Raw genomic sequence first — 26,948 nt, forward strand, 5'->3', positions numbered from 1 at the left:
CTCCACCGCGCCTAGGATCGCTGTCCAGATCTGGAATCCGAGTCCAAGAATGGTGGGCGGGCCTTCTCCCCACCGGCGGCCGCCGGCAACGGCAGAGAAGGGAGGGACGTGAACCGCACCACCGACGCCGGCAAGCCGGTCGACGCCGACGAACACCTCATCCGGGAGACGGAGAAGATCGTCGTCGCGCTCGGCCGGATGTTCCCCGGTCTGTGCGAGGTGGTCCTGCACGACCTGCGCGATCCCCGGCACGCCGTACGCGCCATCGAGAACAACCTGTCCGGCCGCGAGATCGGCGACCCGGCCACCGAGCTCGGGCTGCGCCGCGTCGAAGACCCGCAGTACCCGGACGTGATCCAGAACTACCCCAACCGTTTCCCCGACGGCCGCCCGGCCAAGAGCACCTCCATCGGCATCAAGAACGCCGACGGCCGCTACATCGCGGCATTGTGCGTGAACCTCGACGTGTCCGTGCTGTCACCGGTCACACTCGCCCTGTCCCAGCTCGTCGCCACCGGCACGGAGCACGGCGACCAGCCACTGGAGACCCTGCGCGACCGCGGCACGCGCGAGTTGCGGGAGGCGGTGGAGGCATGGTCCGCGCAGCGCGCTGCCGCCCCCAGGTCCCTGTGCCGCGCCGACAAGCAGGCGCTCGTACGGCAGTTGCACGCGGACGGCTGGTTCGACCAGCGCGACGCCGCCCGGACGATCGCCGGCCTGCTCGGCGTGTCCCGGGCGACCGTCTACAACTACGTCCGGTGAAGGAGCAGCCGTGAGCACCAACGGCCCGCCCGCCGAGCCCCCGCGAGCCGCCCGCCCCGCTCCGCCCGTTCAGCGGGACAGGGACAGCACGGACCCGGCACCCCGGGTGGGCCACTCCTCCCGCAGCGCCGCGGTGGAGGTCCGGGCCGTCGCGGACGCCGGCTGACCGGCCGGTGCGGCACGGCCGCCCGCGCGCCGACGACCGCCACCGCCGACGCCACCGCCGACGACGCGCCACCCTGGACGACCCGCCACCGTCGACAGCCGTCCGGCGTCTGGCGTCCGGCGTCCGGACCCGCCCCCCCGGGACACCCACTCCGTCCGACCCCGACCGGCTCATCCACGCCCGTACGCACGCTCTTCCAGAACAGGGAACCCATCCGCGTGAACACCCACCCGCGGGCCGCGGCCCGCACCCTGGCCGATCCCGACACTCCCTTCGCGGTCGTCGACCGGCACAAGGTCCTGCGCAACGCCGCACGGCTCGCCGCCCGGGCCGAGCGCCTCGGCGTCACCCTGCGCCCGCACGTCAAGACGGCCAAGAGCCTCGACGTCGCCGCCCTCCTCCACGGCGGCGCACCCTGCCCCGTCACCGTCTCCACCCTGGCCGAGGCCGAGGCCTTCGCCGACGGCGGCTACACCGACATCACCTACGCCGTCGGCATCGCCCCTCACAAACTGCCCCGCGTCGTGGACCTGCTGCGCCGCGGTGTCGTCCTGCGGGTGCTGCTGGACAGCCCCGAGCAGGCCGAGGCCGTCGCCGAGGCCGCCCGCGCGGCGGGCACCGCCATCCCCGCGCAGATCGAGATCGACTGCGACGGCCACCGGGGCGGCCTGCGCCCCGGCGACCCCGCCCTGGTCACCGTCGGACGGATCCTGCACGAGGCCGCCTGCCTCGACGGTGTCCTCACCCACGCGGGCGAGTCCTACTTCGCCTACGGTGCCGAGGCGCAGCGCGCGGCCGCCGACGCGGAACGGGACGCGGCCGTCGCCGCGGCGGACCGTCTGCGCGCGGCGGGCCTGCCCGTCGACGTCGTCAGCGTCGGCTCCACCCCCACCGCTCACGCCGCCGAGGGCCTCGGCGGCGTCACCGAACTGCGCGCCGGCAACTACGTGTTCTTCGACCTGGTCATGGCCGGCCTCGGCGTCTGCGACCTGGACGACCTCGCCCTCTCGGTCGTCGTCACGGTCATCGGCCACCGCCCCGAACACGGCTGGATCATGACCGACGGCGGATGGATGGCGATGTCCCGCGACCGCGGCACCGCCGCCCAGCCGCTGGACCAGGGGTACGGCCTGGTCACCGATCTGGCCGGAACACCGATCCCCGACCTCGTCATGACCGCGGCCAGCCAGGAGCACGGCACCCTGACCACCCGCGACGGCGCTCCGCTGCCCGACCTGCCGCTCGGCACCCGGCTGCGGGTCCTGCCCAACCACGCCTGCGCCACCGCCGCGCAGCACCGCGGATACCTCGTCGTCGACGGCCCCTCCGCGGCCGGCGGGGAGGCGCCGGCCGTGGTCGACGAGTGGCACCGCGTCACCGGCTGGTGAGGGCGGGCCGACGCCCCCGCTGAGCCGGCCGCGTACCCGTGCTTCGTCACGGACGGGGCCCGGCGGCAGCCGCGGGAGCCGGACCCGCGGCTGCCGTGCGCCGACGTTCGGGAGCGCTCAGGCGAGCCGCCGCTGCACGTACGGCACCAGACGCACCGGCCCGCTCAGGCCGAACGCCTGGCGCGCGACGGCGCCGAAGACGGACGGCTGGACGACGCGCAACCGGTTGATGAGCGGCGTCGCCACCTCCACCTCGATGACGTTGCCGCCGGGGCGCAGGTGCCCGCCGAGGTCGACGACCGGGTCCAGCCGGTCGGCGGGGGCCAGCCGCGTGCCGTTGACGGTGACCCGGAACGTGTCGCTCACCACGCCCAGTTCGAGGTGGGCGCCGTGCGCGGAGGTCCAGTCGGCGGGCAGCTCGACCGTGGTCCGGTAGCGGCCGACGCCGGCGGAGTCGGCCAGTTCCGGGATCTGCGACCAGGGCAGCAGGGTGTCCAGGCGCAGGGTGCGCCGGACGATGTCGGTGCTGGTCGCGTCGGCGCCGGGACGGAAGTCCTCCACGTCGAGCCGCCACTGGGACGGGGTGACGGGCGGGGGCACGGCGGCCACGGTGGTGGTCACCGTGCCGCCGTCGGAGAGGCGGGTGGTGTACGTCCCCGCGCGGGAGGCGCGCACGGCCAGGCCATGGTCGGTGAACAGCACGCGGTCGGCGTCGCTGTCCACGGCGTGCGGGCGCTTGCCGTTGCGGTCACCGAAGAGTCCCGGCCTGCCGAGCGCGACGACGGCGGCCTGCCCCGGTTCCAGGGTGACGCGCACGGTGACGGCGTCGCCCTCCTCGGTGTAGCGGCCGATGCGTCCGGCCCGGCCGGTCCACGGGTCCAGCAGGTACGGGACGGTGGCGCCGCGCCGGGTGCGGCGCAGCGTGACGTCGTGGTCGACGGCGGTGACGGGCGGCTTGACGGTTTCGGCGTGCTTGCCGTTGCAGAGGTAGTAGAAGTCGGTGTCGCCGCTCACCCGGTGGAAGTTGAGGAGGGTCGAGGCGGTGGCGTAGCGGGCGTCGGGGCGGACCCCGAGGCCGGCGAGCGCGTCACCGACGGCGGCCCTGTCGGTGACGCGCCGGACGTTCGGCAGGGCCAGCAGACGCGCCAGCACCTCCCGCAGCCGCTCGGTCTCGCCCTCGCCGGGCACGCCCGGCGTGGGCGCCTGGTCGAAGGCGCCGAGCAGGACGACGGGCAGTCCCGCCCGGGCCAGTCCCAGCAGCTTCCGCGCGTCGTCCAGGGCGAGTGTCGGGGCGGAGCCGTAGAAGAAGTCGCCCTCGACGAACAGCGCCTTGTAGGCGGGGCCGTCCGGCGCGAGTCGCCCGTTCTCCACCCGGGCGGAGGGCAGGTCGAGCAGCGGGCCGCTGAGGAACTGGTGGGTCCAGCCCAGCGGTACGCCGGTCGCGGTGAACCAGGAGGCGCCGATGCCCGTGGCGGTGTAACCGGTCTGCCGGAAGACGGCCACGTCGACGCGCGGAGCGCCGGTCCGCAGGACCTGGTGGACACGGCCGAGGTAGCCGGCGATGTCCGCCGCGTGGCGCCAGGTGGGCTGCCGGGGACCCCAGGACTCCCCGTAGCCGGACGCCCCGTTGTAGGGGCTGAAGGCGGCGAAGCCCGGCCAGGCGACGCCGGGGGCGGTGGCGTAGGAGAAACCGTGCACGACCGTCTGGTTGACACCCGCCGCGTAGGCGCCGCCCATGGTGCGCAGGAACCGGTCCCAGGTGGTGCCGTAGGCGGAGCCGTTGTAGGCGCCCGACTCGCAGGACAGGACCGTGTGCCCGGCCATGTCACGGCCGCCGGCCAGGCAGCGGTAGTCGTCGAGGTTCTTGAAGCCGAGCGACTCGCCCTCAGGGACGTCGAGGATCGCGGCGGAGGCGATGGAGTCGGTCTGCAGGCCGTAGGGCTGCGCGCGCATCTCCATGCCCAGGGAGTGCGCCCAGTCGCGCAGGGCGGTGACGTGGTGGGTGTTGAACAGGTGCGAGACGGTGGCCCAGAAGTCGTGCCGGATCTGCCGGGTGAGCTGAGCCTCGAAGGCGAAGACCTGGTTGCTGTTGTCGAGGACGAGCACGGGCAGACAGGGCAGCAGGGGGCGGCCGGTGCGCTTCTCGAACGCCGCGGGCAGGACGGAGGTCCACACCAGCGCGTCCGTCTCCAGCTCGATGGAGTCCTCGAAGAAGGCGCCGCCCGCGGCCCTGAGCAGGCGGCGCACCGTGTCCGTCAGGAGGCCGCGCTCCCAGAACCCGGTGACGGCCTCGGTGCCGGCGGGACTGAAGTGGTCGACGACGTAGGCGGCGGGGGAGGAGTGCGGGCCGGACTCCGGCTGCTGGCCGCTGCCGCGCTGCCAGTAGGAGACGAGCACCCAGTCCCCGTCGGCCGGGGCGGTCCAGGTCAGGGCGCCGTCGCGGACGGTGGAGGTGAGGTCGCGCACGCTCGACGGGTCGAGGCCGGTCTCCTTGCGGGTGGCGTTGGCCGGCTCGACGCGGGCGGCCTGGACGGCGAGCAGGGTGCGGCGGGTGACGCCGGGGGCGGCCGCGTGGACGGGCTCGGGCACCGGGCCCCGGTACGTGGTGCCGGCGGCCACGGACGCACGGCCGTGGGCGAGTTCCTGGGCGGCCGCCTCGTCGTCGGGGGTGACGCCCGGGACGGCGGCGGGCCAGCTGGGGCCGAGGGTGAGGTCGACGGTCAGGCCCCGCCGGGCGGCCTGGCGCAGGGCCGCCTCGACGCCGTCGCGCCAGGGAGCGCTGCCCCAGCCGTGGTGCGCGGTGTCGAGGACGGACTTGTCCTTGATGCTGTGGTGGACCGCCGCGATCTCGGCACCGCCGAAGCCGGCGTCGGCGATCTGGTCGATCTCGCGGGCGATCTCCACCGGATCGACCAGCCCGTCCGGCCACCACCAGCGGAACCTGGGCCGTACGGAGCGCGGGGTGGTCGCGAACCAGTCCCCGGACAGGTTCTGAGGACCGCTCAGGGCGGCGGCGGATGCCGTCGCGCCCGCCGCGGTCAGTGCGGTGGCGGAGGCGGCGGCCAGGGAAGCGGCCAGCACCGCGCGCCGGGACATCCCGTCACGCCGAGGTATGGGCTTGTGCATGTTTCGCCCCAGGTTCTGGTTCGGTCCAAGGAGTTGAATCGTTTCAATCCGTTGTGAACGCCGGAACGGTAAGCCTGGGATCAACGGGGGGTCAAGGGTGGTGCGCCGAAGTCCCCCGAAGCGCCGCTGTCTTCGCCACACTCGGCAGTGCGCGGGGCCGGGAAGCCGCCGCGCGAGGCCGTTGCGACGGTGCACGGGTCCCCGGTGGCGCAGCGCGTCGACACCGCGCTCGCCGGGCCCGGAGACGGCGTCGGCCGCAGGCGCACGGGTGAACACGTAGAACAGTCGATGCAGCCGGGCGGACGAGGAAGCCCGAGCGGCTCACCGGACCGGCCCTGTCGGAGCCCCGGCCTGCCGGGAGCGCACGCCGGATCGCCGGTAGGCTGCGGCGGTGCGCACGGTCGAACTCCTGGTGGACGAGGCGGCAGAGCGAGCGGTGCGGGAGGCCTGGCAGCGGCTCGCGGACGCGGGCCTGCCCAGTCAGGCGCGCCACCGCTCACCGACCAACAGCCCGCACATCACCCTGGCCGCGTGCCCGGAGCTGACCGCTCCCATCCGCTGGGAGCTCGCCGAGGTGGCCGCCGCTCTGCCGCTGCGGGTCCGGTGCACCGGCGTGGTCCGTTTCGAACGTCCCACCTCGGTCCTGGCCTGGGCGCTGGACCCGGACACCGCGCTGGCCGGACTGCACCGCCGCGTATGGGAGGCGGTGGCCTCGGACAGCCCGCCGGGCACCCTCAACCCCTTCCACGAACCGGGACGCTGGTTCCCGCACATCACCCTCGGCCGGACCCGCCGGGCCGGTGCCTTCACCGACCGGCGCATCCCCGAGGTGCTGCCGGCGCCACCGATGTCGGTCCGGGTCACCACCCTGCGCAGCTACGACACGGAGACCGGCGCCCTGGAAGTGCTGCGGCCCCGCTCCTGACGTTACCCACAGAAACCCTTCCCGGGCGGGCTCACTTCCTCCACTATGAGCCGTCATACCCGCCGGTAGGTCATGTCTTCGCGCGGGTCGCAGGGCTGCGATGAGGGGGCGGGATGGCTCGGGCCGACGACAAGGACCATGGCGAGGCGCGGCCCGGTCACGCGATCCACGCGGGCTCGTCCGACGCCCGGCTCACCGAGCTGCTGCGCGCCGACACGGCCACGGCGTACCCGGCCCTCCAGGAACTGCGAGTCCGTCACCATCCGCACGTCCTCACCTACGCCCGCCTGTGCGCCCCGAGCGAGTCCATGGCGAGGCAACTGGCTGCCCAGGCCTTCATGCTGGCAGCCCGTCAGACCGCCCGCGGCATCGACTCGGGACTGCCCTGGCGCCACCAGCTCCTCCTCCTCGTCGCACGGTCCGCCGGATCCTGGGCCGAGGACGGACGGGCGGCCTGCCTGGACGCGGCGCTGCTGCTCGTCCTGAACACGGCCGGCCCCTCCGGCCCGCAGCCCCCGATGCTCCCGGCGTTCCGGTCCCTGCCTCCGCGCGCGCAAGGACTGATCTGGTACGGCATCGTGGAACGGGAGCCGGCGCCGAGCACGGCCGCCCTTCTCGGCCTGAGCCGGGAAGACGTCACCTACGGCACGGACCCGGCGCTCCACCAGCTGGCCCGGGCCTGCCTGCGCACCCGCCTCGCCGCCTCGGAGGACCCCGACTGCCCCGACTTCGGCCGCCTCATCGAGGAGTCCACACGGCCGGACAGCCCTCGCGAGAGCGCCGATCTGCACGCGCATATGGCGCGTTGCCCGCAGTGCACGACGGCGCACTCCGAACTGTCGGCCCTGCGGGACGCGCCGCACACGGCGCTGGCGGAAGGACTGCTGCCGTGGGGCGGTACCGCGTACGCGGCGGGGCGTGCGGATCACCCGGGTCACGCGGATCACGCGGATCACGCGGGGCGTCCCCGTCGCGCAGGTCGTGCCGGCCAGGCGAGCCAGGCGAGCCACGCAGGCCAGGCGGGCGATGCGGATCGCGCGGGCGGCGCCCGTCACGCGGACGGCGGGGGCGACGCCGACGACCTGGGCGGGCGGACGGCCGGTGGCAGCTCCGGGAGGCGGATGCGGTCCTTCCTGGCACAGCCCGGGCGGGCTCTCGAAGAGCCGGGAGGCGCACCGGACCGGCGGCGTACCGTCCTGGTGTCGGCGCTGCTCGGGGCGGCCTTGCTGCCGCTGGCGGTGTTCTTGACGGTCCAGAGCGGGGCCCCGCCGCGGGATCGGGTGGGCCCGGAAGGCGTTCGGACGAGTGTGCCGCCGGTGGCGGTGACGGTGACGGCCACCGTTGCGGCGACCCCTTCGACGGCGGCACCCTCACCCTCGCGCTCGTCCTCACCTTCGGCGTCACGGAGCGCGAAGCCGCCCTCTACGACGAGGAGTCCGTCGCCGACGAGGACGGCCGGCCCGAAGCCGCCGCCCGTGGCCTCCACGCGCCCACCCTCGGATGCGTTCGCCCAGGTCGTGAACGCCCGCTCGGGGCTGTGCCTGGACGTGGCGGGCGCCTATGCCGACGGGACCGATGTGATCACCGCCCCCTGCTCCTCGTCGCCCACGCAGCGCTGGCGCGTCGACGATCACCGCCGGGTGCTGCAATCGGCCGCCGATCCCGACTTCTGTCTGGACAGCCGGGGAGCGACGCACCGGGGCGTCGGCATCTGGAGCTGTGACTCGGTGGAGGGCCGTAACGGCCGGAACTTGATGTTCTTCGTGGGCGAGGACGGGCTGATCCGCCCTGCCATCGCCTACGGGACGGCCGTCACCGCGGACGGCGGTGCCGGGGACGGGCTGTCGCTGGAGTCCGCCGACGGGGACGCCGGGCAACGCTGGCGGGCGGGGGCCGCCTGAGCGGGCCTCGCGCTCGGGGGGCCGTGCCGGACGTGCGGGCCTCGCGCACGCCGGGCCGTGCCGGCCGTGCGGGTGTCTGTCATGTCTGCCACGACCCGCCTCAGCAGACGGCCGACACCGTTGCCCAGCGCGCCGCCCCGCGCACCGACACCGCCCCGTCCGGCAGGTGAGCGGGAGGACCGTCCGCGCGGTCAGGTACTCCCACCTGGGGCCGAACCGGAAGGGGCAGCCCCGGGCGGCGCGTCACGGCTGAGTTCCGCGAGACGGGCGTCCAGCGGCTGCAATCCCCAGGCCAGGGCAGGGGAGCGTCCCGCGGCGGCTCGTCCTCCGTCCCGGTGAGGAAGGAGACCAAGACGTTGCCCCGGTCGTCGAAGACCGGCGGAGCAGAGGCGGGAACAGCCACCGGGCCATGATGCCCGCCCGGTCCGGACCGGGCGTGGTGCATCATGTGTCGACCTTTCGTTGCGTTCCTCCTCCCGCGTTCCCCGCAGGTGAAAGAAGCCCATGGTGACTGCAATATCGGTGCGGCGTGCTCGCACAGCGGCGGCGGCCGCTGCGACCGCCGCCATGCTCCTCGTCGTGTCGACCGGGTGTGGCTCGGGTACCGGCGATACCGGCGAGGCGGAAGGCGGCAGCCCGGGAGGCAGCCGGCCCGCCGGGAGCACGTCCTCGGAGCGCGGCGCCCGGGCTGCCGAACTGATCGGTGAAGCCCTCGACGCCACTTTCGCCCACCGTTACCTGCAGTCGGAGCGACGCACGAAGACCGAGGGGACGACCGTCCTGCGCAGCGCGGTTCATGAGGGGAGGGCGGAGTGCGAGGCACGCTCCCGGAAAGGGGACGCGTCCCTGGAGTTCGTCGTCACCGCTTCGGCCCTCTACTCGCGGGGAAGCAAGGAAGCGCTGGAACTGTCACCCGAGGCCCGGACCGACCCGGCGCGCGTGGCGGTCATGGCTGACCGGTGGGTGCAGCGGAACGCGGCCGCCGCCGAGGCCATGCGGGAGATGTGTACGGCCACGGCCCAGCGGACCTGGCTGGAGGAGCGCATCCCCTCCCTGGACGCACTAGCCGGGCAGACCCCGGTTCAGGAACCGGCCGAGCTGGAAGGGCAGTCCACCACGCGGATCACCTACCGGCGGCAGGACGGCCCACTGCGCTTCCACATCGCCGCGCAGGGCACTCCGTTGCTGCTGCGGGTGACCTACCCGGCGACTGACCTCGACGAGTCGTTCGGCGCGTTCGGCAAGCCCTTCCGGGTGGCCGCGCCCACGGGAGCCGTCTCGGAGCTGCGCATCGCGCAGGAGGTACTCGCGGCGCGGTGACGGCCGGGACCTTGCGGGCCGTGAGACGACCCATGACTGCGACGTCCCCTGCGCCGGTCCCGTGCCGCGCTCTGCGGCCCGCCCACTCCGAGCGGCGCATGTGAGGGCTGCCCCGGATCGCTCCGGGGCAGCCCTCACATCCGGCCCTGTTCCCCGTCTGCTACCAGACCCCGCTGCGCACGTACGGGTTGACGGCGTTGAGGCTGAGGTCGTAGCTGGCCCTGAAGACGTAGTTCGGGTCCGACTGGGTGAGCCACCCGGAGGTGTGCGCGTAGCCCGTGCCGTCCGACAGGTAGGTGCCGTCGGCGAAGGACCAGGTCCTGCCGCCGTCCCTGCTGATGTCGAGCCAGATCCAGCCACGCGCGTCCCAGCCGGAGCCGACGAGCCGTCCCCAGCCGTACTGGTATCCGTTGTAGTAGCCGGAGCGGAGTTCGATGCCGATGGTTCCGCGCTGGTTCGGGGCATGCGTCACGCGGTTGGTGGTCTGCATCACCTGGTCGGTGTTGATCGTTCCGGCCGGTGCCGCGTGCGCGGGCGTGGAGAGCGCCGCAACACCCAGCGCGCCCAGCGATCCCGCCAACGCCGCGGACCCGGCCGACCTGAACAGCATCCGGCGGTCCATGGAGCGACTCATCCGTCCCCCTCGTCTCGAAAGTCGAAGCGCCGAGCTGTGGCCGACGCCGTGGACCGACCGTAGCCACGGAGCCGCAGATGGGCTCCTGACACATGTCAGGGAGACCGCCGGTCTCCGCCTCCCGGAGGGGCAGGGGGCACGCGCCCGTACCGGGTGAACCACGGGAGAAATCGCGGCACACTCCGGGGCAACCAACCTGACATGCCGTGAGTCGAACAGGCTGTGCGAAGAGGATCTTGGTCCTGCGTACCCGTCGTTGCCCGTTCGGATTCCGGAGTGGATGTGCCCCAGCTTCCCGCGCCCCGTCTGCGGCGCACTGTCGTGGTCGCGCTCGCCCTGCTCGCCACCGGTACGGCCACAGGACTGACCCCGGGCCAGGCGGTGGACGCCGCAGCCATTGCGAAGACCGCGACCACCGCGGAGACCGCAACCACCGCGGAGACCGGGGAAGCCGTGCACGCGGCGGACGCGATGGACGCGGCGGACGCGGCGGAGACGCGGCAGGACTTCAACGGCGACGGATACGAGGACGTGGCGATCGGCGCGCCGGACGCCATGGTGGGCGGTGCGGCGAAGGCCGGCTACGTGGCCGTGCTGTACGGGGCTCCGGAGGGGTTCGGCGCCGGCAAGAAGGTGTTCAGCCAGGTCTCCCCGGGCGTGCCCGGCACCCCCGAGGCGAACGACCGCTTCGGCGCGTCCCTGGCCACCGCCGACCTGGACCACGACGGCTACACCGACCTCGTGGTCGAGTCGGCCGGGGAGCGGTGGGAGTCCGGAGGCGCGCCCCGCAGTGGCAACCGGACGGTGCTCTGGGGCGGTCCGAGCGGATTCGCTTCCGGCAAGGTCCTGCCCGCCGACGGCAACTCCGCCCATCAGGCCGGGCGGACGGTCTCCGGGGACTTCGACGGCGACGGCCACCAGGACCTGGTCCACCGGACGCGCGTGGCGTTCGGTCCGCTCGACCGGGCCGGCGTCCCGGCCAGGGTCCAGCACATCACCCCCGTCGAGGGCGACATGCTCCTGGCGGCGATGGCGGCCGGTGATCCGAACGGCGACGGCATCACCGACCTCGTCACCGTCGCCCGCGGCTACGACCCCGACGACGAGGGCGACTACGGCCACCAACTTCATCTCCTGCGCGGCACCGGCGAGGGACTCGCCGCGCCGCGGACCCTGCGCAACGCCCAGGGCCACCCGGTGCAGCCCGTGGGCGACGTCTCCGCCGTGGCCCTGGGCGACGTCGACGGCGACGGACGGGACGACATCGTCACCGGCGGCGAGACGCTCACCGTGCTGCCCGGGACATCCGGCGGTCCGGCGGTGCCCGACCCGCGGGTCATCACCCAGAACAGCCCCGGCGTGCCCGGCACGCAGGAGGCGGGCGACGGGTTCGGCCGCGGCCTGGCGATCGACGACGTCGACGGCGACGGGTACGACGACATCCTGGCGGGTGTTCGGCTGGAGGACTTCTCCGGCCTGACCGGGGCGGGCACCTTCGCCGTCGTGCCCGGCGCGGCCCAGGGGCCGACCGGCGCGGGGACCAGGGTGATCAGCCAGAACACCGCAGGAGTGCCCGGCACAGCGGAGTCGTCCGACCGGTTCGGGGAGCGCGTGGCGCTCGTCGACAGCGACGCCGACGGCCGCTCCGAACCGGTCGTGGCGGCAGTCGGCGAGGACCGCGACGCCGGTGCCGTGTGGGTGTTCCGGGCGTCCTCCACCGGAGTCGCCACCAGCGGCTCGTTCTCCTTCGGCGCGCAGACCCTCGGCACGGTCAAGGCGGGCGCGGCGCTGGGCAGTTCGCTGACGTCCTGACGCCCGTCCCGGTCCGCCACCGGCCTGAGCCCTCCATTGACGTGTCAACGCATCAACGCATTGACGTGCCGGCATACCGGCATACCGGCATACCGACGTACTGACGTACCGACGTACCGGCATATCGACAGGAACGACATGACCTCTCCCACCCACCGCCGCCGTCCCCGCTCCCGGCGCACCCTGCTGGTGCTCGCCACCGGCGTCGCGCTCGTCGCGGGCGCCGTGACGGTGTCGGCGGTCGGCGCCGCGACCCCGGGCGCGGCCACCACACCCAGCAGCAAGCGGCTGCACGACGATTTCAACGGCGACGGCCATCCGGACCTGGCGATCGGCGCTCCCGACAGCACAGTGGGCACACAGGCCAAGGCGGGCGCGATCAGCGTGCTGTACGGCGCCTCCACCGGCCTGGCCACCTCCCGCAAGCAGGTGCTGACCTGGCCCGACCGCTCGACCTCGCCGGGGCGGGCCTGGTACGGCAGCGCCCTGCAGAGCGCCGACCTCGACCGGGACGGCTACGCCGATCTGCTCTCACTCGTGGACACCTCCGCGGACACCTCCAGCACGCGCCACCTGGTGGTCAACTGGGGCGGCCCGAACGGTCTGTCAGCAGCTCCCACCCTGCTGAAGGACGCGCCGATCGAGTACAGCGGCGCCTTCGCGGTCGCCGACTTCGACGGGGACCGCAACCCGGACATCGTCACGGCGACCGACGAGGACCCGGAGTCGCTGGGAGGCGGCACGCTGGTGCGCGGCCCGTTCACCCGGGACGGCGCGGGGGCGGGCACGGCGACGTTCGGCGTCATCCCGCAAGAGCCCTGGAGGGCCACGGGCTTCGCGGCCGGCGACGTCACCGGCGACGGCGTCGCCGACCTCGCCGTCGACGCGGAGTTCCTCGACGGCGACATCGGCACCGGCGGCACCGCCCTGCTCGTCGGCGGCTCCGCCGGCTTCACCTACAAGGGGTTCCTCAAGGACGCGCAGGGACGGTACCTCAGGGGCGAGGACATCGAGGCCGGCGACCTGAACAAGGACGGCCACGCCGACATCGTCGTGGGCCGGACCTTCGACGACGAGGAAGCCGACCTGCCGGCCAAGGGCGGCGCCGTCATCGTCGTCTACGGCGGCCCCGGCGGTGCGTCCACCACCCGCAAGCCGGTCTGGATCAACCAGGACACCGCGGGCGTGCCCGGCGCGGGGGAGTGGCGGGACGGCATGGGTTCGGCCCTGTCCATCGGCGACACGAACGGCGACGGTTACCAGGACGTGGTCACGGGGCTGCCCGGCGAAGACTTGGAGGGCCTCACCGACGCGGGCAGCGTGCTGGTGCTGCGCGGCAGCGCCAACGGACTGACCGGCACCGGCGCCAGGGCGTTCACTCAGAACACCGCCGGGGTGCCCGGCACCGTCGAACAGGGCGACCGTTTCGGCGCGGAGACCGCGCTGCTCGACCCCGACCAGAACAAGCGGCACAGCCTCGTCGTCGGCGACCCGGCGGAGAACGCGCACAACGGCTCCGTCTGGCACTTCCCGGCCCCGACCGGCGGCATCACCGCGAGCGGTTCCACCTCGTTCGGCGCGGCCACGCTGGGCGCGCCGTCGACCCGCTCCCGCTTCGGGGCGTCGCTGGCCGACTGACGGTCCGCCGCACGCACGGCGGACGGGGGCGCGGGCCGGGACGGCCGATCGGCGGTTCCTTCGGGGAAGCGTGGAAGCATCTGGAAGGACCGTCTTCGGATCCCGGCCCCTGCGCTCTCCCGTGCGCGGAGGCGGCGCGGCCTCGAACCGCCCTCAGCCCAGCCACGTCCCGTCCCGCATGACGACCCGGCCGCGGAGTTCCTGCTCGCCGCGCCACGCGCGCACAGTCCGCGGTAGCACGCGCAGGTACAGAAACGGCTCCTCCTCCGCCCGGGGATCCCACCCGAACTTGCCGGCGAACGCCTCCGCCGCGTCCTCGGGCACCTCGTGGTCCGGGAAGTGCTCAGCCTCACCCTGGAGCAGCACCACGTCGAAGGTGTCCGGCAGTGCCAGACGCACGCGCGGTTCCGCGCGGACGTTGCGCGCGGTCACGGACCCGGCGCTCGTGCACATCCACACGGCCCGGCCGTCCCACAGGAACCACAGCGGCACCAGGTGCGCTCCGTGATCGGGGTGAGCCGTCGACACCCATGCGTCCCGCTCGGCGGCGAGCCGCTCCCGGACCTCGCGCACACGCTCCGCCGTCGCGCGACGCGCCGTTCCCGTGGTTTCCATGAAGTGCGACCCTAGTGCTCTGACCGCTTAGGCTCACCGAGTTCTGTGGCCGCCCGTCGCTGGGTATTCGCTCGCGGAGCGTTCGCGGTCGCCCAGGAGCGGAACAACGCGAGGGCTTCAGTGAGGTTGCCGGGGCCGCACCTGGCGTGAAAGGTGTGGTCGGAAGTCCACGCCCAGACCCAGTCGTGAGGGCTGCGGTTGACGTCCTGGCGAGGGTACTCATAGTGCTCCAGGCCCGTCTCCTCCAAGTCGATGGTGACGGTCCAGCCGGGGTTATCGAGTGTGGCGATCTTCACGCCCCACTCGTGCTCCCAGTCCTCGTTGCACTGCGCGGCGTACCAGTCTTCCAACCACGCGAGAACACTCCGCGAATCGCTCACGCCAAGGGATGCTAGGGCCTGTCCGATGGGTCGTGGAAGCTGGTCAGCACCGTGGCCTGGTGTTTGCTGTTCAGCGAAGGGGGTCGCTTGTCGCGAGCTACAGTCGAAGCAGAGGCGGAGATGAAGGGGATCACGTTTCCTGCCTGGCACGGAAAGCACTACGTGACCCTGGCGGAGCTACTGGTCTGCCTCGGCAGCTTCGGCCTGGACCTGAAATGGTGCGTCGAATCCGACGAGTTCGTCGATTCTCGCTGTGTCGAGATGGAGAGACAGTCTGCCGACGCCGGCGTGGCACTGGCGGTTGGCCCGCTGGTTGCTCGGCTTGCGTCCCAGGGCCTCATCGGAGCGGTGACGCGACGGTCTCCTGCGCCGACCCGGAATCTTCGGGGCACCAGCGGAGGCACCAGCCACATGCTGATGAGCGCTGCACGTCGTGGAATCGACGCTGACCATGCTCCAGTCGATCCGGCCTCCGGTATCGGCGTCGGCTCGGACGGCCCGGAGGATTTGCTTCCATGTGCCGTCCGCCGACCATCTGCGTTGACGGTCGTGAACCATCTTCCACCTGCACAAGCGGGGCGGCAGATCCCGCCAGGGGAGGCCGGTCCGCGACCGGAACAGAACCCCGATCATCACACGACGGTGGCATTGCCAACATCCACCCCGCCCGCGGTTCACCGGTAAGTGCGGCTCCAGCCGAGCCCACTCTTCATCCGAAGGATCCCCCCCCGCCCCATGCCCCACGCGTCGAGTTCCCAGCCGGAGCGTCACATGCCCATCGGACACGGCCTAGGGCGTGTCCGGCGGATCAGCTGGAGCTGAAACCGGATGCCGGTCGTGATTGGTCTGCGTAGCCTGTGCGTGGTGGGCAGGCACGAAGGGGGCGCGGCAATGCAGGCATGGGAAGCCGCATTGAAACAATTGTGTGCTGTGAACGTCCCGGAGGACGAGTCCGCGAGACCACCGGACGAACTCTTCGATGCTGTGGACGACCTCATCGACGCTTACGGCGCGGACGACATCGCCGAGATCGTCGCGAAGGCCGTGACCACAGGCCGCGTCTCGGTGAGGGAGGCGACCACGTTCCTGGGAATCGCGCAATGGTCCGGTACTGACAACGGTGCTTCGCTGCGACACACCCTCGATGATTGGGTGCGCCGGGCGGACGACACCGTCCGCCTCCACATGGCTCTCCACCAGGAATTTTGGCCCTTGCCGACCGCCGTGGAGATGAACGCCAAACTCACTGAAATCATCGCCCGGTACCCGGAACACCAAGCCATCTGCACACACAAGATTGCCACACGCCAGTTGCACGAGGAGACGCGGGCCTGCGGCCCGTCCGACGGATCAGGGCCGGAGCCATAAGCGCATCGCCGCGATGGCGACGGTTCCGTGGAAGACGTAGGCCCTCCTGTCGTAGCGGGTGGCGACGGCTCGAGAGTTCTTGAGCCGGTTGATCGTGCGCTCGACCTCGTTGCGGCGCTTGTAGATCTCGCTGTCGAAGCCGGCGGGCCGGCCGCCCTTGCTGCCGCGTCGTTTGCGGTTGGCCCGCTGGTCCTTTGGTTCGGGAATGGTGTGCTTGATCTGGCGTCTTCGCAGATAACGACGGTTGCGGCGCGAGCTGTATGCCTTGTCGCCGCCCAGGTGGTCCGGCCGGGTGCGAGGGTGACCGCCCTGCGGGCGGGGAACGCAGATCCGTTCGATGACCTCGATCATCTGCGGCGCGTCGCCCCACTGGCCGGGCGTGAAGAGCAAGGCCATCGGTCTGCATCCGCCTTCACCCGCGAGGTGGATCTTGCAGGTCAAGCCGCCCCGGGACCGTCCGAGTCCTTCGTTGGAACGGTGGTGCCGGGGCGTTGTTCCTTTTTCGGGATGCGTGGCTTCTTCTTCCGGGCGCCGGCCGTGTGCTGGTGGGCGCGGCAGGACGTCGAGTTCACGCTGACCATGCTGCAGTCGATCTGGCCTGCCAGGTCGGCGTCGGCCTGGACGGCACGCAGGATCCGGTCCCATGTGCCGTCGGCCGACCAACGCCGGTGCCGTTCATAGACGGTCTTCCAGCTGTCGAAACGTGGGGGAGATCCCGGCACGGTATGCCGGTCCGGACCCGGAACAAGATGCCGTTGATCACCTTGCGGTGGTCGTTCCAGCGCCCGCACGCAGTCCGAACGTCGGCAAGTGCGGCTCCAGCCGGACCCACTCGGCATTCGTCATATCACCCCGCCCCATGCCGGGCACAACGAGCCAGCAGTCCGACAGTCACATGATCCGCCGGACACTGCCTAGTGCCGCGCACGGTATCGTCCGACCCTGAGGGGCCTCCCTGAGTGACACCTGATCCTCGGCTCGGGGGTGATTACGGCGTAATCAAATGTCGACGGGTTCAAGGTCCTGGTCCCCCGGTCAGCTGCTACATGGCCGTCCCCATCACTCCTTCCACGGATGCTACTCGGTCGGCGACGACCAGATGTGGGGCGACAACCGGCGCCGAGAGGGCGTCTATCACTGGGCCGCCTTGTCCGTGATCCGGGCCGCCCGCCCGGACGGAGCTCCGATTGACGTGCTCCTCGACAACCTCTCCGCCCACGCGTACGTGTGGATGAAGCGGTGGGCGGTGCCTGAGGGATTACAGCCGCTCCTCGTAGACTCTGAGCTGGGCGGGCTTGAACCTGCGGATCGTTGTCCAGGCCGCCCGCTCGCTCAGTCTTTGGGCCCACTCGTCGAGATTGTCGCCTGCATCGTGGAAGAACCACGAGTTGAAGCTTCCCAGCGCCTGCAGCGCTGGTGCGAGTCCGTATCGGAGCTCGCAATGGACCTGGATGTAGTGGTCGTGTTCGCCGCGGTCGTCGGCGATCTCAAACTGTCGGATGAGGTCCAGCGTGAACGTAGGAGGACCGTCGAACGAGTAGGTCCCGTACTGGAACAGAAGGCCATCCGCATCGGGTGTGTTCGGGACGTTGAACAGCCGTCGGCCGAACCGGAGGTAGGCAAGCCAGGCGTCCACCGTGTCGATGTCGGCGAGCGTCCGCCCCCCGACCTCCAGTTCGCCCCCGAGCAGTCCAGCCGCCTCGTCCGTCGACGGTCTCCGCGTCATGCCCACCTTCTTCGTCCGCCGCTGCGGGCGCTCAGCGTACTGAACCGGCGAACCTTCCCGGTCACAGCACCATCCACGCTCGCCTGAGGCGCAGGACCTACGCCCGGCGACCGACGACCGGCAGCGCCGGTGCGCCCGAGCGGCCTGCGAGAAAATCGGTGGAGCCCTGGTCGGGCCGATGACAGGGTGACGCTCATGCCGACGCCTCTGGCCGAACGACCGCTCCGCGCACTGCACGCCTCACTCACCCAGCGCAGGCGTCCTGAGGATGTGGCCCTGCTGATCCAGGAGTTGCACACCGCACGGGGCACGGAGCTCGACGCGGCGACCGAGGCGGCACTCGCCAAGGCCGCCGAGCACTCGCTGCGCAACCTCTGGCACGGCTACACCTCCATGCTGGAGGAGTTCGTGCGTCCCGTCGGGGCGCAACGTCAACTCGCCCGGGCAGCCACCCTGTTCACGAGCGTGCCGGAACTCCCCGGAGACGCCGGTGACGACCCCGCCCGGATAGAGGCGGTGATCCGGCGTGCGGGCGAGGAGATCGGCCGGTCGTACGGACAGAACGACTTCGGCATGGACCGCCTGAACCGGAGCGAGCGCACGGCGGCGGGCCTGGGCGTGATCTCCAAGCGCCAGTACAACAAGCGCTTCCGGCTGCTGCGCCGGATGGAAGCCAAGCTGGCCCGGCTCATCCACGAGCAGCACCGCCGCGACATGACGATGACCGGCAAAGGTGGCCTCGCTCATGTCCTGCCCTACGAGTTGTTCGCCACGGACACGGACTCCGCGGCCTTCATCGCCTACGTCACGGCACGCGGCTACATGCGCAGCGTCTTCACCAACGGCCGGCAGCGGCAGGTCTACGACGAGGTCGCACAGGCCTTGTTCGAGCGTCTGCGGGCTGCTCCCGAGCGGACCTGCTGGTACGCCGTCGCGCACGTGCACCCGACGGCCGAAGTGCTGGCGCATGTGTCCGACCAGGACCTCACCCAGCTGCTGGTTCAGTGGAACCGGGTCCTGCGCCAGGCCGCCGACCTGCTGGAGGACGCCTGGCACCGGCACCCGCTGGAACGCGACACGATGATCGTGCGCCGGGGCGACGACTCGTCGACCTGGAACCAGGCCGCGCAGGCATGGAACACCGCCCGCGCCCACTGGTTCGCGCTGCTCGAGGAACTGGGCCGGCACGAGCTGCTGGACCGCTTCTGCCCCGGCAAGGTTCCCCGTCTCATGGCTGCCGATGTGGCGTACTGGCACCGCATGAGCGGCGGCGGACTGCATCCCGACACGTACGTGTGGGCTGAACTTCCCTTGCCCTGGGAAGTTCTGCGGGGAGAGAAGGAATGTCCGCGCTCACTCGTCGAAGCCGTCTGCGCCCGGCATCGGGTGGACCCGGTGGCCGGAGCCTGGACCGCTCCCCGGCCGGCAGCAGAGGCCGTCTCCTTCCGGCGCACGCCCGAGTTGGTGCACGGAGTCGCCGTGGCCGACCCGCTCATGGCCGGCGCGCTTCGGTCCGCAGGCGTCTTCTCCGGCAAGGACAAGCGTGCCGCTGCGCAGGAGTGGTGGTGACCGGCGACCAGAGCGTGCCAGCCTGAGACCGTAAATCAGTTGCCCTGCCGTTCCCGCCCGGGTGATGATCACAGCGGCGACGAGGAAGCTCTGCGGAGGAGCGCCCGGCTCTGATCCCGGGTGGACGCAGGTTCGAATCCTGCCCTCGTCGTCTTCACACGTATCCCGACCGTCGTCGAGTCCCGGACGTCGTCCGCGCCCTCCCCGGACGACAGCGTCCGGCCGGTGCCGTGGAGACGCTCACCCGGCGTGGGCGGGAGGCACCGTGCGGCAGCGTCCGCCGGAGGCCGGGTAGGTAGGCACGCGTGTCGGGGGTACCCGGGCGGCCCGAGAGAGGGAGGCCCCGTGGGCAGGAGCTCTCGCCCCGTGCCTGCGGCGACGGTCGCCGCAGCGCACGGTGCCTTCAACGTCGTGGGCGGCCTGTGGCCCCTGGTGCACCTGCGCAGCTTCGAGTGGGTCTTCGGCCCGAAGGCCGACGTCTACCTGCAGAGGACGACGGGCGGACTGCTCGCGGGGGCCGGCCTGGCACAGCTGGCCGCCGTCGCCGACCCCGAGGGCCCGAAGCACGCCCGCCGCATCGGCCTGGTCACCGCCGTCACGCTCCTGGCCGTGGACCTGGCCTACGCCCCCCGGGGACGGATCCGGCCGACGTATCTCCTCGATGCCGCGATGGAAGCGGGGTGGATCGCCACCTGGCTGCGCGGCGCACGCGCCGCGGGCGGCCGTGCGACCAGGAGGCTTGGACGATGAACGGACAGCTGCCGCACCCCGTGCACCCGACGCCCGGGCAGCCTCCTCCCCGCACCCGCCGCCGGGCCACTCATGGCGCCTCCTGCGGCCACCTGGCCGATTGGGACGCGCGTGGAGGCGGGTGGTGGCGACCGTGAGCGCACCGCGTGTTTCCCGCGGCGCCGTCCGGCCTGTATCCGGGCGGGCGCCGTCGTCCCGGCCGGTCGCCCTGGTCGAGGCCGGCTTCCGTGCCCTGGCCCGGCTGCGCCGTGCCCCGGCCTTGCACCCCCGTGGCCTGACCTGCACCGGCGAACTGGAGATCCTCCACGACGAGGCCGGAACGTGGGACGTGCCGTGGCTGGCCACGCCCCGACGGCTCACCGCGACGGTCCGCCTCTCGCGTGCGGGTGGTCTGCCCCGGCGACTGCCCGACGGTCTCGGACTCGCCGTGCGGGTGACCGACGCCGACGGCCCGGACCGTCACCTCGACCTGCTCATGACCAGCAGTGGCCGCGGCAGGGCCGGACGTCATCTGCCGCTTCCCCGCACCGACGCGCTGCGCGGCCCGTACTCCAGCCTGCTCCCGTACCGGGTGGCCGGCCGTTCCCGGCTCCTGGCGGCCTTTCCCCGCCGGACCCGGCAGGCGCCGGTGCCCGGGGACCTGCGGAGCATCGCTGCCGCCCTGGACGCCGGGCCGCTCGTCTACGACATGTGCGCCGAGGCCGGCGACCGGTCCTGGCGGCGGTTCGCAGTGCTGACGGTGCGGGCCGTGCTGCCGGTGGGGGAGGAGGACACTCCCGACTTCGACATCTACGCACACAGCGTGCGGGCGTTCGAACCGGGCGGTGCCCTGGCCGCGACCCGCCGGGCCGCGTACCGCGGTTCACGGTCGGGCCGGGGTGCCCGGCGCGAGGTCCTGTAGCCGCTTCGGGGCGAGGCGCCGGGCGGATACGCTGCCGCTTCCGCTGCGTGCGGATACGGGCTGAACCGGTGCCTGGGCTGCGGGGCGGAATCGCTGCCTGCCCCGCGCTGTCACGCGGGAGCGCTCGGGGCCTCCCCGCCGTCGCGTTGGTGGCCGCGGCGGGCGTCGCGGTCGAAGATGCCCAGGATCTCGCACGGGCCGCCCTCCGCGCCGATCGCGTGCGGCATCATCGTCGGGAACTCGGCGGCCTGGTTGGTCTCCAGGCGGAAGCGGCGGTGGCCGAGCACGAGGACCGCGGTGCCGGACAGGACGACGAGCCACTCGCGCCCCGGGTGGGCCCGCATCCGTGCCGGATTCTCGGGGGGCGGCTCGGTGATGCGCTGGCGCACCACACTCATCCCGGGGTCGGCCTTGACGGTCCAGCGCATCTGACCGCGGGTGTTGTCGATCGTCGGGCTGGTGACCACGTCGTCGGCCGCGGTCTCCACGAGCTGGTCCAGCGTGGTGTCCAAGGCCCGGGCGAGAGTGACCAGCTGGTCCAGCGCGAGACGGCGCTGCCCGTTCTCGATGCGGCTCAGTGAGGACTGGCTGAGGTGGGCACGCGAGGCCAGTTCCTCCAGTGACCAGCCCTGCGCCACCCGCAGGGCCCGGATGCGTTTGCGTACGAGGCTGTCCAAGTCCTCGGGTTCTTGCGTCATGGGCAACATTCTATTCCTCTGGTGCATGGCGGGCTTAGCGTCGTCGTGTGGCCGGTGCCACCGGGCCCCACCCTGCCCCACCCCTTCACCCGGCGACCGGCCCCGCTCCGGCGCCGGCGTGAGATGCCCATTCTCGGAAGGAAGCCATGAGGACCAATCAGCCCGAAGAAGTCGCCCGCGCGGACGGCGGAGGCGTCACCGACGCCCGGCGGTTGCGCACGATCCTGGGTGCCGTATCCCTCGCACTGATGGCGGTCATCGCCTCGGTGACCGGCCTGAACGTCGCGCAGACCCATATGGCCGTCGACTTCGGCGCCTCCCAGGGCACGGTGTTGTGGATCATCAACATCTACACCCTCGCCCTGGCCGCGCTGCTGCTGCCGCTCGGTGCCGTCGGGGACCGTCTGGGTCGCAAGCCCATGCTGGTCACCGGCCTGGGCGTGTTCGGCGTCGCGACCGTTGCCGCGGCGCTGTCCCCGACGGCGGAGGTCATGCTGGCCGCGCGCCTGGCCGGCGGTCTCGGCGCCGCCATGATCATGCCGATCACGCTCGCCGTCATCACCTCCACCTTCCCCGCGGAGCAGCGCGGCAGGGCGATCGGAGTGTGGACCGGTGTCGCCGGAGGCGGGGGCATCCTGGGCATGTTCCTCTCCGCGCTCCTCGTCGACGTCGCCGACTGGCGCTGGCTGTTCGTCCTGCCGGTGGTGCTGGTCCTCGTCGCCCTGGCTCTGACCGTGCGGTCGGTGCCCGACTCGCGCGAGACCTCGCCGCACCGCTTCGACACCGTGGGAGCGCTGGTCTCCGCGATCGCCGCGGTCGGACTCATCTTCGTCCTCCAGGAAGGCCCCGAGCGCGGCTGGACCGCCCCCGCCACGCTGGCCGGTCTCGCCGTCGGCCTGTGCGCCGCGGCCGGGTTCGTGGCCTGGGAGCTGCACCGCCGGGACGCCGCACTGCTGGACGTGCGCCTGTTCCGCGAGCGCGGCCTGGCCGGCGGCTCGATCACGCTGCTGGTGGTCTTCGGTGTCCAGGCGGGCATCGGCGTCGTCCTCTTCCCCTTCTTCCAGGCGGTGCTCGGCTGGTCGGGGCTGCTGTCCACGGTGGCGATGATGCCCATGGCCGTCGGCATGATGGCGGCGTCCGGCCTGGCACCCAGGATGGCGGCGGGCATCGGCGCCCGCGCCACCATGCTGGCGGGCATCGCACTGGCCGGTGCCGGCATGGCACTCATGGCCCTGTTCGTCTCCGTCGGCGGCGGCTACCCGTCCGTCCTGCCCGGGCTGCTCGCCATGGGCGTCGGCATGGGGCTGTCGATGACGCCGTCCACGGAGGCCATCACCACCTCCCTGCCGCGCGAGAAGCAGGGTGTGGCGTCCGCCCTCAACGACGTCACCCGTGAGTTCGGCACCGCGCTCGGCATCGCCCTGCTCGGCGCGCTCGTGTCCGCCGGTTACCGCGACGCCGTCGACGACAGGCTGCGGGGCATCCCGCAGGGAGCCGCGGACACGGCCCGGGAGGGCGTCGCGAACGCCGTCGCGGCGGCGGGCGGCACCGGCCGGCACGCACCGGACCTGCTCCGGGCGGCCCGGCAGTCCTTCGTCGACGGCTGGCAGCAGGCCATGTGGGCAGGCGCCGCCCTCATGGGCGTCCTCTTCGTCTACATCGCCCTCCGGGGGCCCGGGAACCCGCCTTCCACCGTCGTGGACGAGACGGGCACCGCCGGTCCCGTCGCCGCGCAGTCCCCCCAGGAGGTGCGGTAGGAGATGCGGCCGGCCCGGCCTGCCGTGATGGTGGGAGGGTCGAAACACGCCCCCCGGACGCGACAGGAACGTGACGTGGACAAGTCGCAGCTCACCGAGATGACCGCCCGCCGTGCCGCCGACGAGCCCGCCGGCCGGCAGCTCAGCGCGGACGACGTCGGCCGGATCCTCGACCTGCTCTTCGGCACCGTGGAGCAGGCGGGGACCATCGCCGAGGCGCTGAAGGCCGAGCGGACGGTCACCCTCGGGAGTTTCGGAGGCTTCGAGGCCACGGACGGAGTCGCCTCGTTCCGCCCGGGCACGGCCCTCACCGAGTACCTGCGGGACCAGACCCGGTGAGCGGCACCCCCGGGCGGCCGCGGTCGGGCCCGGCATGAGGGCCTGATCCCGTCGCTACAGGGCTCCGGCGGAGGACCGTAGGGGCGCTGACAACCGCCCCGGCGTCTGCGAGGCTGCTGAGCCTGGCCGGCGAAGGGGGACCGATGAACTACCGCGATCACGCGATCACGTACGCCGCGGAGCGGGGCTGGGAGCACGTGCAGGGTTCGATGACGCTGGGCTCGACGCGGGTTTCTGTCGACGAATTCCGCAAGGGCGGAAAAGTCGTCGTCGCCACGTTCATGAATTTCGACGCGCTGACCGACTGGTCCGACTACTGGACGCTCGGCCACTACGACTTCGGAGACGGCCGTCACGGCAGGATCGAGGCGGTGCAGTCGGGCCCGCATCAGAAGCAACTGAGCCTGGAGAAGGCGCTCGACGAGCCGTGACCCGGGGACGGCAGCGTGACTGCCGAAGGCCACGGGGCAGGTGGCCTTCGGCGGTCACGTCGGTCACCTGCCGATCGGGTTGAGGTACGTGCCCGGGTGGGTGGCGGCGTCCTGCTTCAGGATCTGGCCGCCGAAGGGCCACGAGAGGGTGAAGTGCTCTGTCTCGTTCGGCGGGGTGACCAGGAACTTCGCCGGCACGAACTTCTCCTTCTGCGGCGTGGACGCGGCCACGGGCAGCAGGGTGATGCTGAAGTCCACCGTGTCCCCCTGCTCCAGGGTCATCGTCACGGGCGCCTTCGACGAGCGTGCCAGCGACCAGGTGCCGTCCGTCTTCTGGGCGCCGATCATGTCGACACCGGCGAAGCCGGACAGGGTGCAGGTGCGGTTGCTCCGGTTGGTGAACCAGATGGAGGCCTGGGTCTGCTTCTCGCTCTGGCCCATCTCCGGCTTGGCGTCGTCGCCCAGGGCGAAGCCGGCCTTCAGGTCGGCGGTGTGGCACCGGGCCGGCGCCGCCTTGGCGGGAGCGGCCGAGGCCGGGACGGTGGCAACGGCAGTGGCCGCGACGACGACTGCCGCAAGGGCCACGGAGGTCAGCGTGCTCTTCATGACTCGGTTCCCCTCGAATGTGTGCATCGGCCCGCGAGGTCAGCGCGCGCCTGCACACCGGAAGATGCGCAATGCCGGGGAGGGGTTCGGGCAGCCGGCAGCCAATTCCCGACAATCACGGGGCTCGTTATCGGCCGCACCGGGAATCCCGGCGCGGCAGGCGCGTCAACCGGCCGCCGGAGCGCCCCCGTGGCCGCCGGGAGCGATCTCGGCGATCAGGCCCTCGACGAGAACCCTGATCTCGTCCCGGATCGGGCGCACGGCCTCGACGCCCTGACCGGCCGGGTCCTCCAGCTGCCAGTCCAGGTAGCGCTTGCCGGGGAAGACCGGGCAGGTGTCGCCGCAGCCCATGGTGATGCAGACGTCCGACGCGCGGACCGCGTCGACGGTGAGGATCTTCGGCATCTCCCGGGAGATGTCGATGCCGACCTCGGCCATGGCCTCGACGGCGGCCGGGTTGACCCGGTCACCGGGGTCGGAACCGGCGGAGCGGACCTCGACGCGGTCACCCGCCAGGTGGGTCAGCCAGGCCGCGGCCATCTGGGAGCGGCCGGCGTTGTGGACGCAGACGAACAGGACGGACGGCTTGTCGGCCATGGTGATCGGTCTCTCTCGTCGCAGGGCGGAACCCGGCCGCCGGTGATCTCGGCCCCCGCCGGTATCTGCGCGGGCGGCGGTGTGACAGTATCAGCGCATGCTGACTTCAGTCGATCCTGATGTGATCCGGGTGCTGGGCGATCCGCTCCGCCTGAAGGTCGTGACCTTGCTGGCGCGCGAGACGCTGTGCACGACACATCTGGTCGAGGAGACCGGAGCCAAGCAGACGAACCTCTCCAACCACCTGAAGGTGCTGCGCGAGGCCGGGATCGTGGAGACCGAGCCCTGCGGCCGCTTCACGTACTACAGGCTCAGGCCCGAGGTGCTGGCCGGGCTGTCCGAGCAGTTCGCGGCGCTCGCCGCCGCCGCCCGCACCGCCGCCGGCAACAGGAGGGCCTGCCCGTGACCTCCACCGAACCCGCCGGTGCCCCCACCCGGGCGGCCGGCCCGGCCCGCGACGGTTCGATCGCCGGGAAGCTCTCCACCCTCGACCGCTACCTCGCGCTCTGGATCCTGCTCGCCATGGCTGTCGGCCTCGGCCTGGGCCGTGTCGTCCCGGGCCTGAACGACGCGCTCGCACGGATCGAGCTCGGCGGGATCTCCCTGCCGATCGCACTCGGACTGCTCGTGATGATGTACCCGGTGCTCGCCAAGGTCCGCTACGACCGGCTGGACCGGGTGACCGGCGACCGCCGGCTGCTGATCTCCTCACTGGTCGTCAACTGGGTCGTCGGACCGGCGGTGATGTTCGCCCTGGCGTGGATCTTCCTGCCGGACCTGCCCGAGTACCGCACCGGCCTGATCATCGTCGGCCTGGCCCGCTGCATCGCCATGGTCATCATCTGGAACGACCTCGCCTGCGGCGACCGGGAGGCCGCGGCCGTGCTGGTCGCGCTCAACTCGGTGTTCCAGGTCCTCGCGTTCGGCCTGCTGGGCTGGTTCTACCTCGACCTGCTGCCGCGTTGGCTGCGCCTGGGCGACGGCCAGGGGCTGGACGTGTCCGTCTGGCACATCGCCCTGAACGTCGTCGTCTTCCTCGGCATCCCGCTGCTGGCCGGCTTCCTCACCCGGCGCGTCGGCGAGCGGACGATGGGCCGCACCGGCTACGAGACGGGGTTCCTGCCGAAGATCGGCCCGTGGGCGCTGTACGGGCTGTTGTTCACGATCGTCGTCCTCTTCGCCCTCCAGGGCAGGACCATCACCTCGCAGCCCCTGGACGTCGCCCGTATCGCGCTGCCGCTGCTGGTGTACTTCGCGGTCATGTTCTTCGGCTCCTTCCTCCTCGGCAGGAGCCTCGGCCTGGCATACGACCGCACAGCGACGCTGGCGTTCACCGCGGCGGGCAACAACTTCGAGCTGGCCATCGCGGTCGCCATCGCCACCTTCGGCGTCACCTCCGGCCAGGCCCTGTCGGGCGTCGTCGGCCCGCTCATCGAGGTGCCGGTCCTGATCGGCCTGGTGCATGTCGCGCTCGCCTGGCGACGGAGGTTCGGCGCGGACGCGGTGACGACGGCCCCGTGACGGCGGCCTGACGGGGCC

The 26,948-nt window shown here is 72.1% G+C and carries 25 protein-coding genes, 1 tRNA gene and 3 pseudogenes; 19 read left to right on the forward strand and 10 right to left on the reverse strand.

Features of this window, described 5'->3' with window-relative positions; translation table 11 throughout:
• The first annotated feature begins 108 nt into the window (after nucleotides 1-108).
• From ACF07N_RS04335 to ACF07N_RS04345, 3 genes are all read left to right on the forward strand, one after another.
• Entirely contained in the window at nucleotides 109-762 is a 654-nt protein-coding gene (locus tag ACF07N_RS04335; protein ID WP_392108158.1) for a transcriptional regulator, read from the forward strand.
• A 10-nt stretch (nucleotides 763-772) separates the two neighbouring features.
• A complete protein-coding gene (locus tag ACF07N_RS04340) occupies nucleotides 773-928 on the forward strand; it encodes a hypothetical protein (RefSeq protein WP_392108161.1) in 156 nt (51 codons plus the stop codon).
• Nucleotides 929-1,146: 218 nt separating this feature from the next.
• Nucleotides 1,147-2,316: an alanine racemase gene (locus tag ACF07N_RS04345; RefSeq protein ID WP_392108164.1), complete on the forward strand. Its 1,170-nt coding sequence runs from the start codon at nucleotides 1,147-1,149 to the stop codon at nucleotides 2,314-2,316.
• A gap of 117 nt (nucleotides 2,317-2,433) precedes the next feature.
• On the opposite strand, the gene ACF07N_RS04350 is transcribed toward ACF07N_RS04345, so the two are convergent.
• Nucleotides 2,434-5,442, reverse strand: a complete 3,009-nt coding sequence (locus ACF07N_RS04350) for a glycosyl hydrolase (protein ID WP_392108167.1) — start codon at nucleotides 5,440-5,442, stop codon at nucleotides 2,434-2,436.
• 391 nt (nucleotides 5,443-5,833) lie between these two features.
• Between ACF07N_RS04350 and ACF07N_RS04355 the strand changes: the two genes are divergently transcribed.
• From ACF07N_RS04355 to ACF07N_RS04365, 3 genes are all read left to right on the forward strand, one after another.
• Nucleotides 5,834-6,367 (forward strand): 2'-5' RNA ligase family protein, encoded by a 534-nt coding sequence (locus ACF07N_RS04355; protein WP_383344051.1) that lies wholly within the window; start codon nucleotides 5,834-5,836, stop codon nucleotides 6,365-6,367.
• A gap of 113 nt (nucleotides 6,368-6,480) precedes the next feature.
• Nucleotides 6,481-8,268 (forward strand): ricin-type beta-trefoil lectin domain protein, encoded by a 1,788-nt coding sequence (locus ACF07N_RS04360; RefSeq protein ID WP_392108170.1) that lies wholly within the window; start codon nucleotides 6,481-6,483, stop codon nucleotides 8,266-8,268.
• A gap of 504 nt (nucleotides 8,269-8,772) precedes the next feature.
• Complete coding sequence (locus ACF07N_RS04365) at nucleotides 8,773-9,588, forward strand: hypothetical protein (protein WP_392108173.1); 816 nt, start codon at nucleotides 8,773-8,775, stop codon at nucleotides 9,586-9,588.
• Nucleotides 9,589-9,748: 160 nt separating this feature from the next.
• On the opposite strand, the gene ACF07N_RS04370 is transcribed toward ACF07N_RS04365, so the two are convergent.
• Complete coding sequence (locus tag ACF07N_RS04370) at nucleotides 9,749-10,222, reverse strand: hypothetical protein (protein WP_383333400.1); 474 nt, start codon at nucleotides 10,220-10,222, stop codon at nucleotides 9,749-9,751.
• Between the two features lie 282 nt (nucleotides 10,223-10,504).
• Here ACF07N_RS04370 and ACF07N_RS04375 point away from each other — a divergent pair, with 282 nt between their 5' ends.
• Both ACF07N_RS04375 and ACF07N_RS04380 read left to right on the forward strand, forming a co-directional pair.
• Nucleotides 10,505-12,034 carry an FG-GAP repeat domain-containing protein gene (locus tag ACF07N_RS04375; protein ID WP_392108176.1) on the forward strand — a complete coding sequence of 510 codons (1,530 nt, stop codon included), beginning with the start codon at nucleotides 10,505-10,507 and terminating at the stop codon, nucleotides 12,032-12,034.
• A gap of 138 nt (nucleotides 12,035-12,172) precedes the next feature.
• Nucleotides 12,173-13,672 carry an FG-GAP-like repeat-containing protein gene (locus ACF07N_RS04380; protein WP_392108179.1) on the forward strand — a complete coding sequence of 500 codons (1,500 nt, stop codon included), beginning with the start codon at nucleotides 12,173-12,175 and terminating at the stop codon, nucleotides 13,670-13,672.
• A gap of 153 nt (nucleotides 13,673-13,825) precedes the next feature.
• Here the strand turns inward: ACF07N_RS04380 and ACF07N_RS04385 are convergent, their stop codons facing one another.
• The 3 genes and pseudogenes from ACF07N_RS04385 to ACF07N_RS04395 form a co-directional block, all read right to left on the reverse strand.
• A complete protein-coding gene (locus ACF07N_RS04385) occupies nucleotides 13,826-14,287 on the reverse strand; it encodes a pyridoxamine 5'-phosphate oxidase family protein (protein WP_392108182.1) in 462 nt (153 codons plus the stop codon).
• An 11-nt stretch (nucleotides 14,288-14,298) separates the two neighbouring features.
• A complete protein-coding gene (locus ACF07N_RS04390) occupies nucleotides 14,299-14,667 on the reverse strand; it encodes an immunity 53 family protein (protein ID WP_392108185.1) in 369 nt (122 codons plus the stop codon).
• Nucleotides 14,668-14,991: 324 nt separating this feature from the next.
• Nucleotides 14,992-15,411: pseudogene (locus ACF07N_RS04395) on the reverse strand (IS5 family transposase); the annotation flags it as partial.
• 84 nt (nucleotides 15,412-15,495) lie between these two features.
• Here ACF07N_RS04395 and ACF07N_RS04400 point away from each other — a divergent pair.
• A complete protein-coding gene (locus tag ACF07N_RS04400) occupies nucleotides 15,496-16,035 on the forward strand; it encodes a hypothetical protein (protein ID WP_392108188.1) in 540 nt (179 codons plus the stop codon).
• Here the strand turns inward: ACF07N_RS04400 and ACF07N_RS04405 are convergent.
• Nucleotides 16,018-16,896, reverse strand: a pseudogene (locus tag ACF07N_RS04405) (IS5 family transposase). The gene ACF07N_RS04400 and the pseudogene ACF07N_RS04405 sit on opposite strands and share 18 nt — an antisense overlap.
• A gap of 205 nt (nucleotides 16,897-17,101) precedes the next feature.
• On the opposite strand from ACF07N_RS04405, the pseudogene ACF07N_RS04410 reads away from it, so the two are divergent.
• Nucleotides 17,102-17,281: pseudogene (locus tag ACF07N_RS04410) on the forward strand (IS630 family transposase); the annotation flags it as partial.
• 12 nt (nucleotides 17,282-17,293) lie between these two features.
• On the opposite strand, the gene ACF07N_RS04415 reads toward ACF07N_RS04410, so the two are convergent.
• Nucleotides 17,294-17,761, reverse strand: a complete 468-nt coding sequence (locus ACF07N_RS04415) for a hypothetical protein (RefSeq protein WP_392108191.1) — start codon at nucleotides 17,759-17,761, stop codon at nucleotides 17,294-17,296.
• Nucleotides 17,762-17,956: 195 nt separating this feature from the next.
• On the opposite strand from ACF07N_RS04415, the gene ACF07N_RS04420 reads away from it, so the two are divergent.
• The 4 genes from ACF07N_RS04420 (at nucleotide 17,957) to ACF07N_RS04435 (ending at nucleotide 20,981) form a co-directional block, all read left to right on the forward strand.
• A complete protein-coding gene (locus ACF07N_RS04420; protein ID WP_392108194.1) occupies nucleotides 17,957-19,330 on the forward strand; it encodes a hypothetical protein in 1,374 nt (457 codons plus the stop codon).
• Nucleotides 19,331-19,408: 78 nt separating this feature from the next.
• A tRNA-Gln gene (locus ACF07N_RS04425) sits at nucleotides 19,409-19,481 on the forward strand.
• A 215-nt stretch (nucleotides 19,482-19,696) separates the two neighbouring features.
• The gene (locus tag ACF07N_RS04430; RefSeq protein ID WP_392108197.1) at nucleotides 19,697-20,080 is read left to right on the forward strand and encodes a hypothetical protein; all 384 of its coding nucleotides are present in this window, start codon (nucleotides 19,697-19,699) and stop codon (nucleotides 20,078-20,080) included.
• Nucleotides 20,081-20,339: 259 nt separating this feature from the next.
• Nucleotides 20,340-20,981 (forward strand): phosphodiesterase, encoded by a 642-nt coding sequence (locus ACF07N_RS04435; protein WP_392108200.1) that lies wholly within the window; start codon nucleotides 20,340-20,342, stop codon nucleotides 20,979-20,981.
• 110 nt (nucleotides 20,982-21,091) lie between these two features.
• Here the strand turns inward: ACF07N_RS04435 and ACF07N_RS04440 are convergent, their stop codons facing one another.
• A complete protein-coding gene (locus ACF07N_RS04440; protein ID WP_383587405.1) occupies nucleotides 21,092-21,688 on the reverse strand; it encodes a helix-turn-helix domain-containing protein in 597 nt (198 codons plus the stop codon).
• Between the two features lie 137 nt (nucleotides 21,689-21,825).
• Here ACF07N_RS04440 and ACF07N_RS04445 point away from each other — a divergent pair, with 137 nt between their 5' ends.
• From ACF07N_RS04445 to ACF07N_RS04455, 3 genes are all read left to right on the forward strand, one after another.
• On the forward strand, nucleotides 21,826-23,436 hold the full coding sequence (locus tag ACF07N_RS04445) for an MFS transporter (protein WP_392108203.1): 1,611 nt from the start codon (nucleotides 21,826-21,828) through the stop codon (nucleotides 23,434-23,436).
• A gap of 75 nt (nucleotides 23,437-23,511) precedes the next feature.
• Nucleotides 23,512-23,775 carry a hypothetical protein gene (locus tag ACF07N_RS04450; RefSeq protein WP_392108206.1) on the forward strand — a complete coding sequence of 88 codons (264 nt, stop codon included), beginning with the start codon at nucleotides 23,512-23,514 and terminating at the stop codon, nucleotides 23,773-23,775.
• Between the two features lie 143 nt (nucleotides 23,776-23,918).
• Nucleotides 23,919-24,206: a hypothetical protein gene (locus tag ACF07N_RS04455; RefSeq protein ID WP_383587410.1), complete on the forward strand. Its 288-nt coding sequence runs from the start codon at nucleotides 23,919-23,921 to the stop codon at nucleotides 24,204-24,206.
• 63 nt (nucleotides 24,207-24,269) lie between these two features.
• On the opposite strand, the gene ACF07N_RS04460 is transcribed toward ACF07N_RS04455, so the two are convergent.
• Together ACF07N_RS04460 and ACF07N_RS04465 are read right to left on the reverse strand one after the other, a co-directional pair.
• Nucleotides 24,270-24,812: a DUF4232 domain-containing protein gene (locus ACF07N_RS04460; RefSeq protein WP_392108209.1), complete on the reverse strand. Its 543-nt coding sequence runs from the start codon at nucleotides 24,810-24,812 to the stop codon at nucleotides 24,270-24,272.
• A gap of 165 nt (nucleotides 24,813-24,977) precedes the next feature.
• Nucleotides 24,978-25,409, reverse strand: coding sequence for an arsenate reductase ArsC (locus ACF07N_RS04465; RefSeq protein ID WP_392108212.1), 432 nt, complete (start codon nucleotides 25,407-25,409; stop codon nucleotides 24,978-24,980).
• 97 nt (nucleotides 25,410-25,506) lie between these two features.
• Here ACF07N_RS04465 and ACF07N_RS04470 point away from each other — a divergent pair, with 97 nt between their 5' ends.
• Together ACF07N_RS04470 and arsB are read left to right on the forward strand one after the other, a co-directional pair.
• Nucleotides 25,507-25,815 carry an ArsR/SmtB family transcription factor gene (locus ACF07N_RS04470; RefSeq protein ID WP_392108215.1) on the forward strand — a complete coding sequence of 103 codons (309 nt, stop codon included), beginning with the start codon at nucleotides 25,507-25,509 and terminating at the stop codon, nucleotides 25,813-25,815.
• On the forward strand, nucleotides 25,812-26,930 hold the full coding sequence (gene arsB / locus ACF07N_RS04475) for an ACR3 family arsenite efflux transporter (protein ID WP_392108218.1): 1,119 nt from the start codon (nucleotides 25,812-25,814) through the stop codon (nucleotides 26,928-26,930). Before ACF07N_RS04470 ends, arsB begins: the two co-directional genes overlap by 4 nt.
• Nucleotides 26,931-26,948: the final 18 nt, after the last annotated feature.

It is taken from the genome of Streptomyces sp. NPDC015242 (assembly GCF_043079125.1).
In the GTDB taxonomy this organism is placed as follows: Bacteria; Actinomycetota; Actinomycetes; order Streptomycetales; family Streptomycetaceae; genus Streptomyces.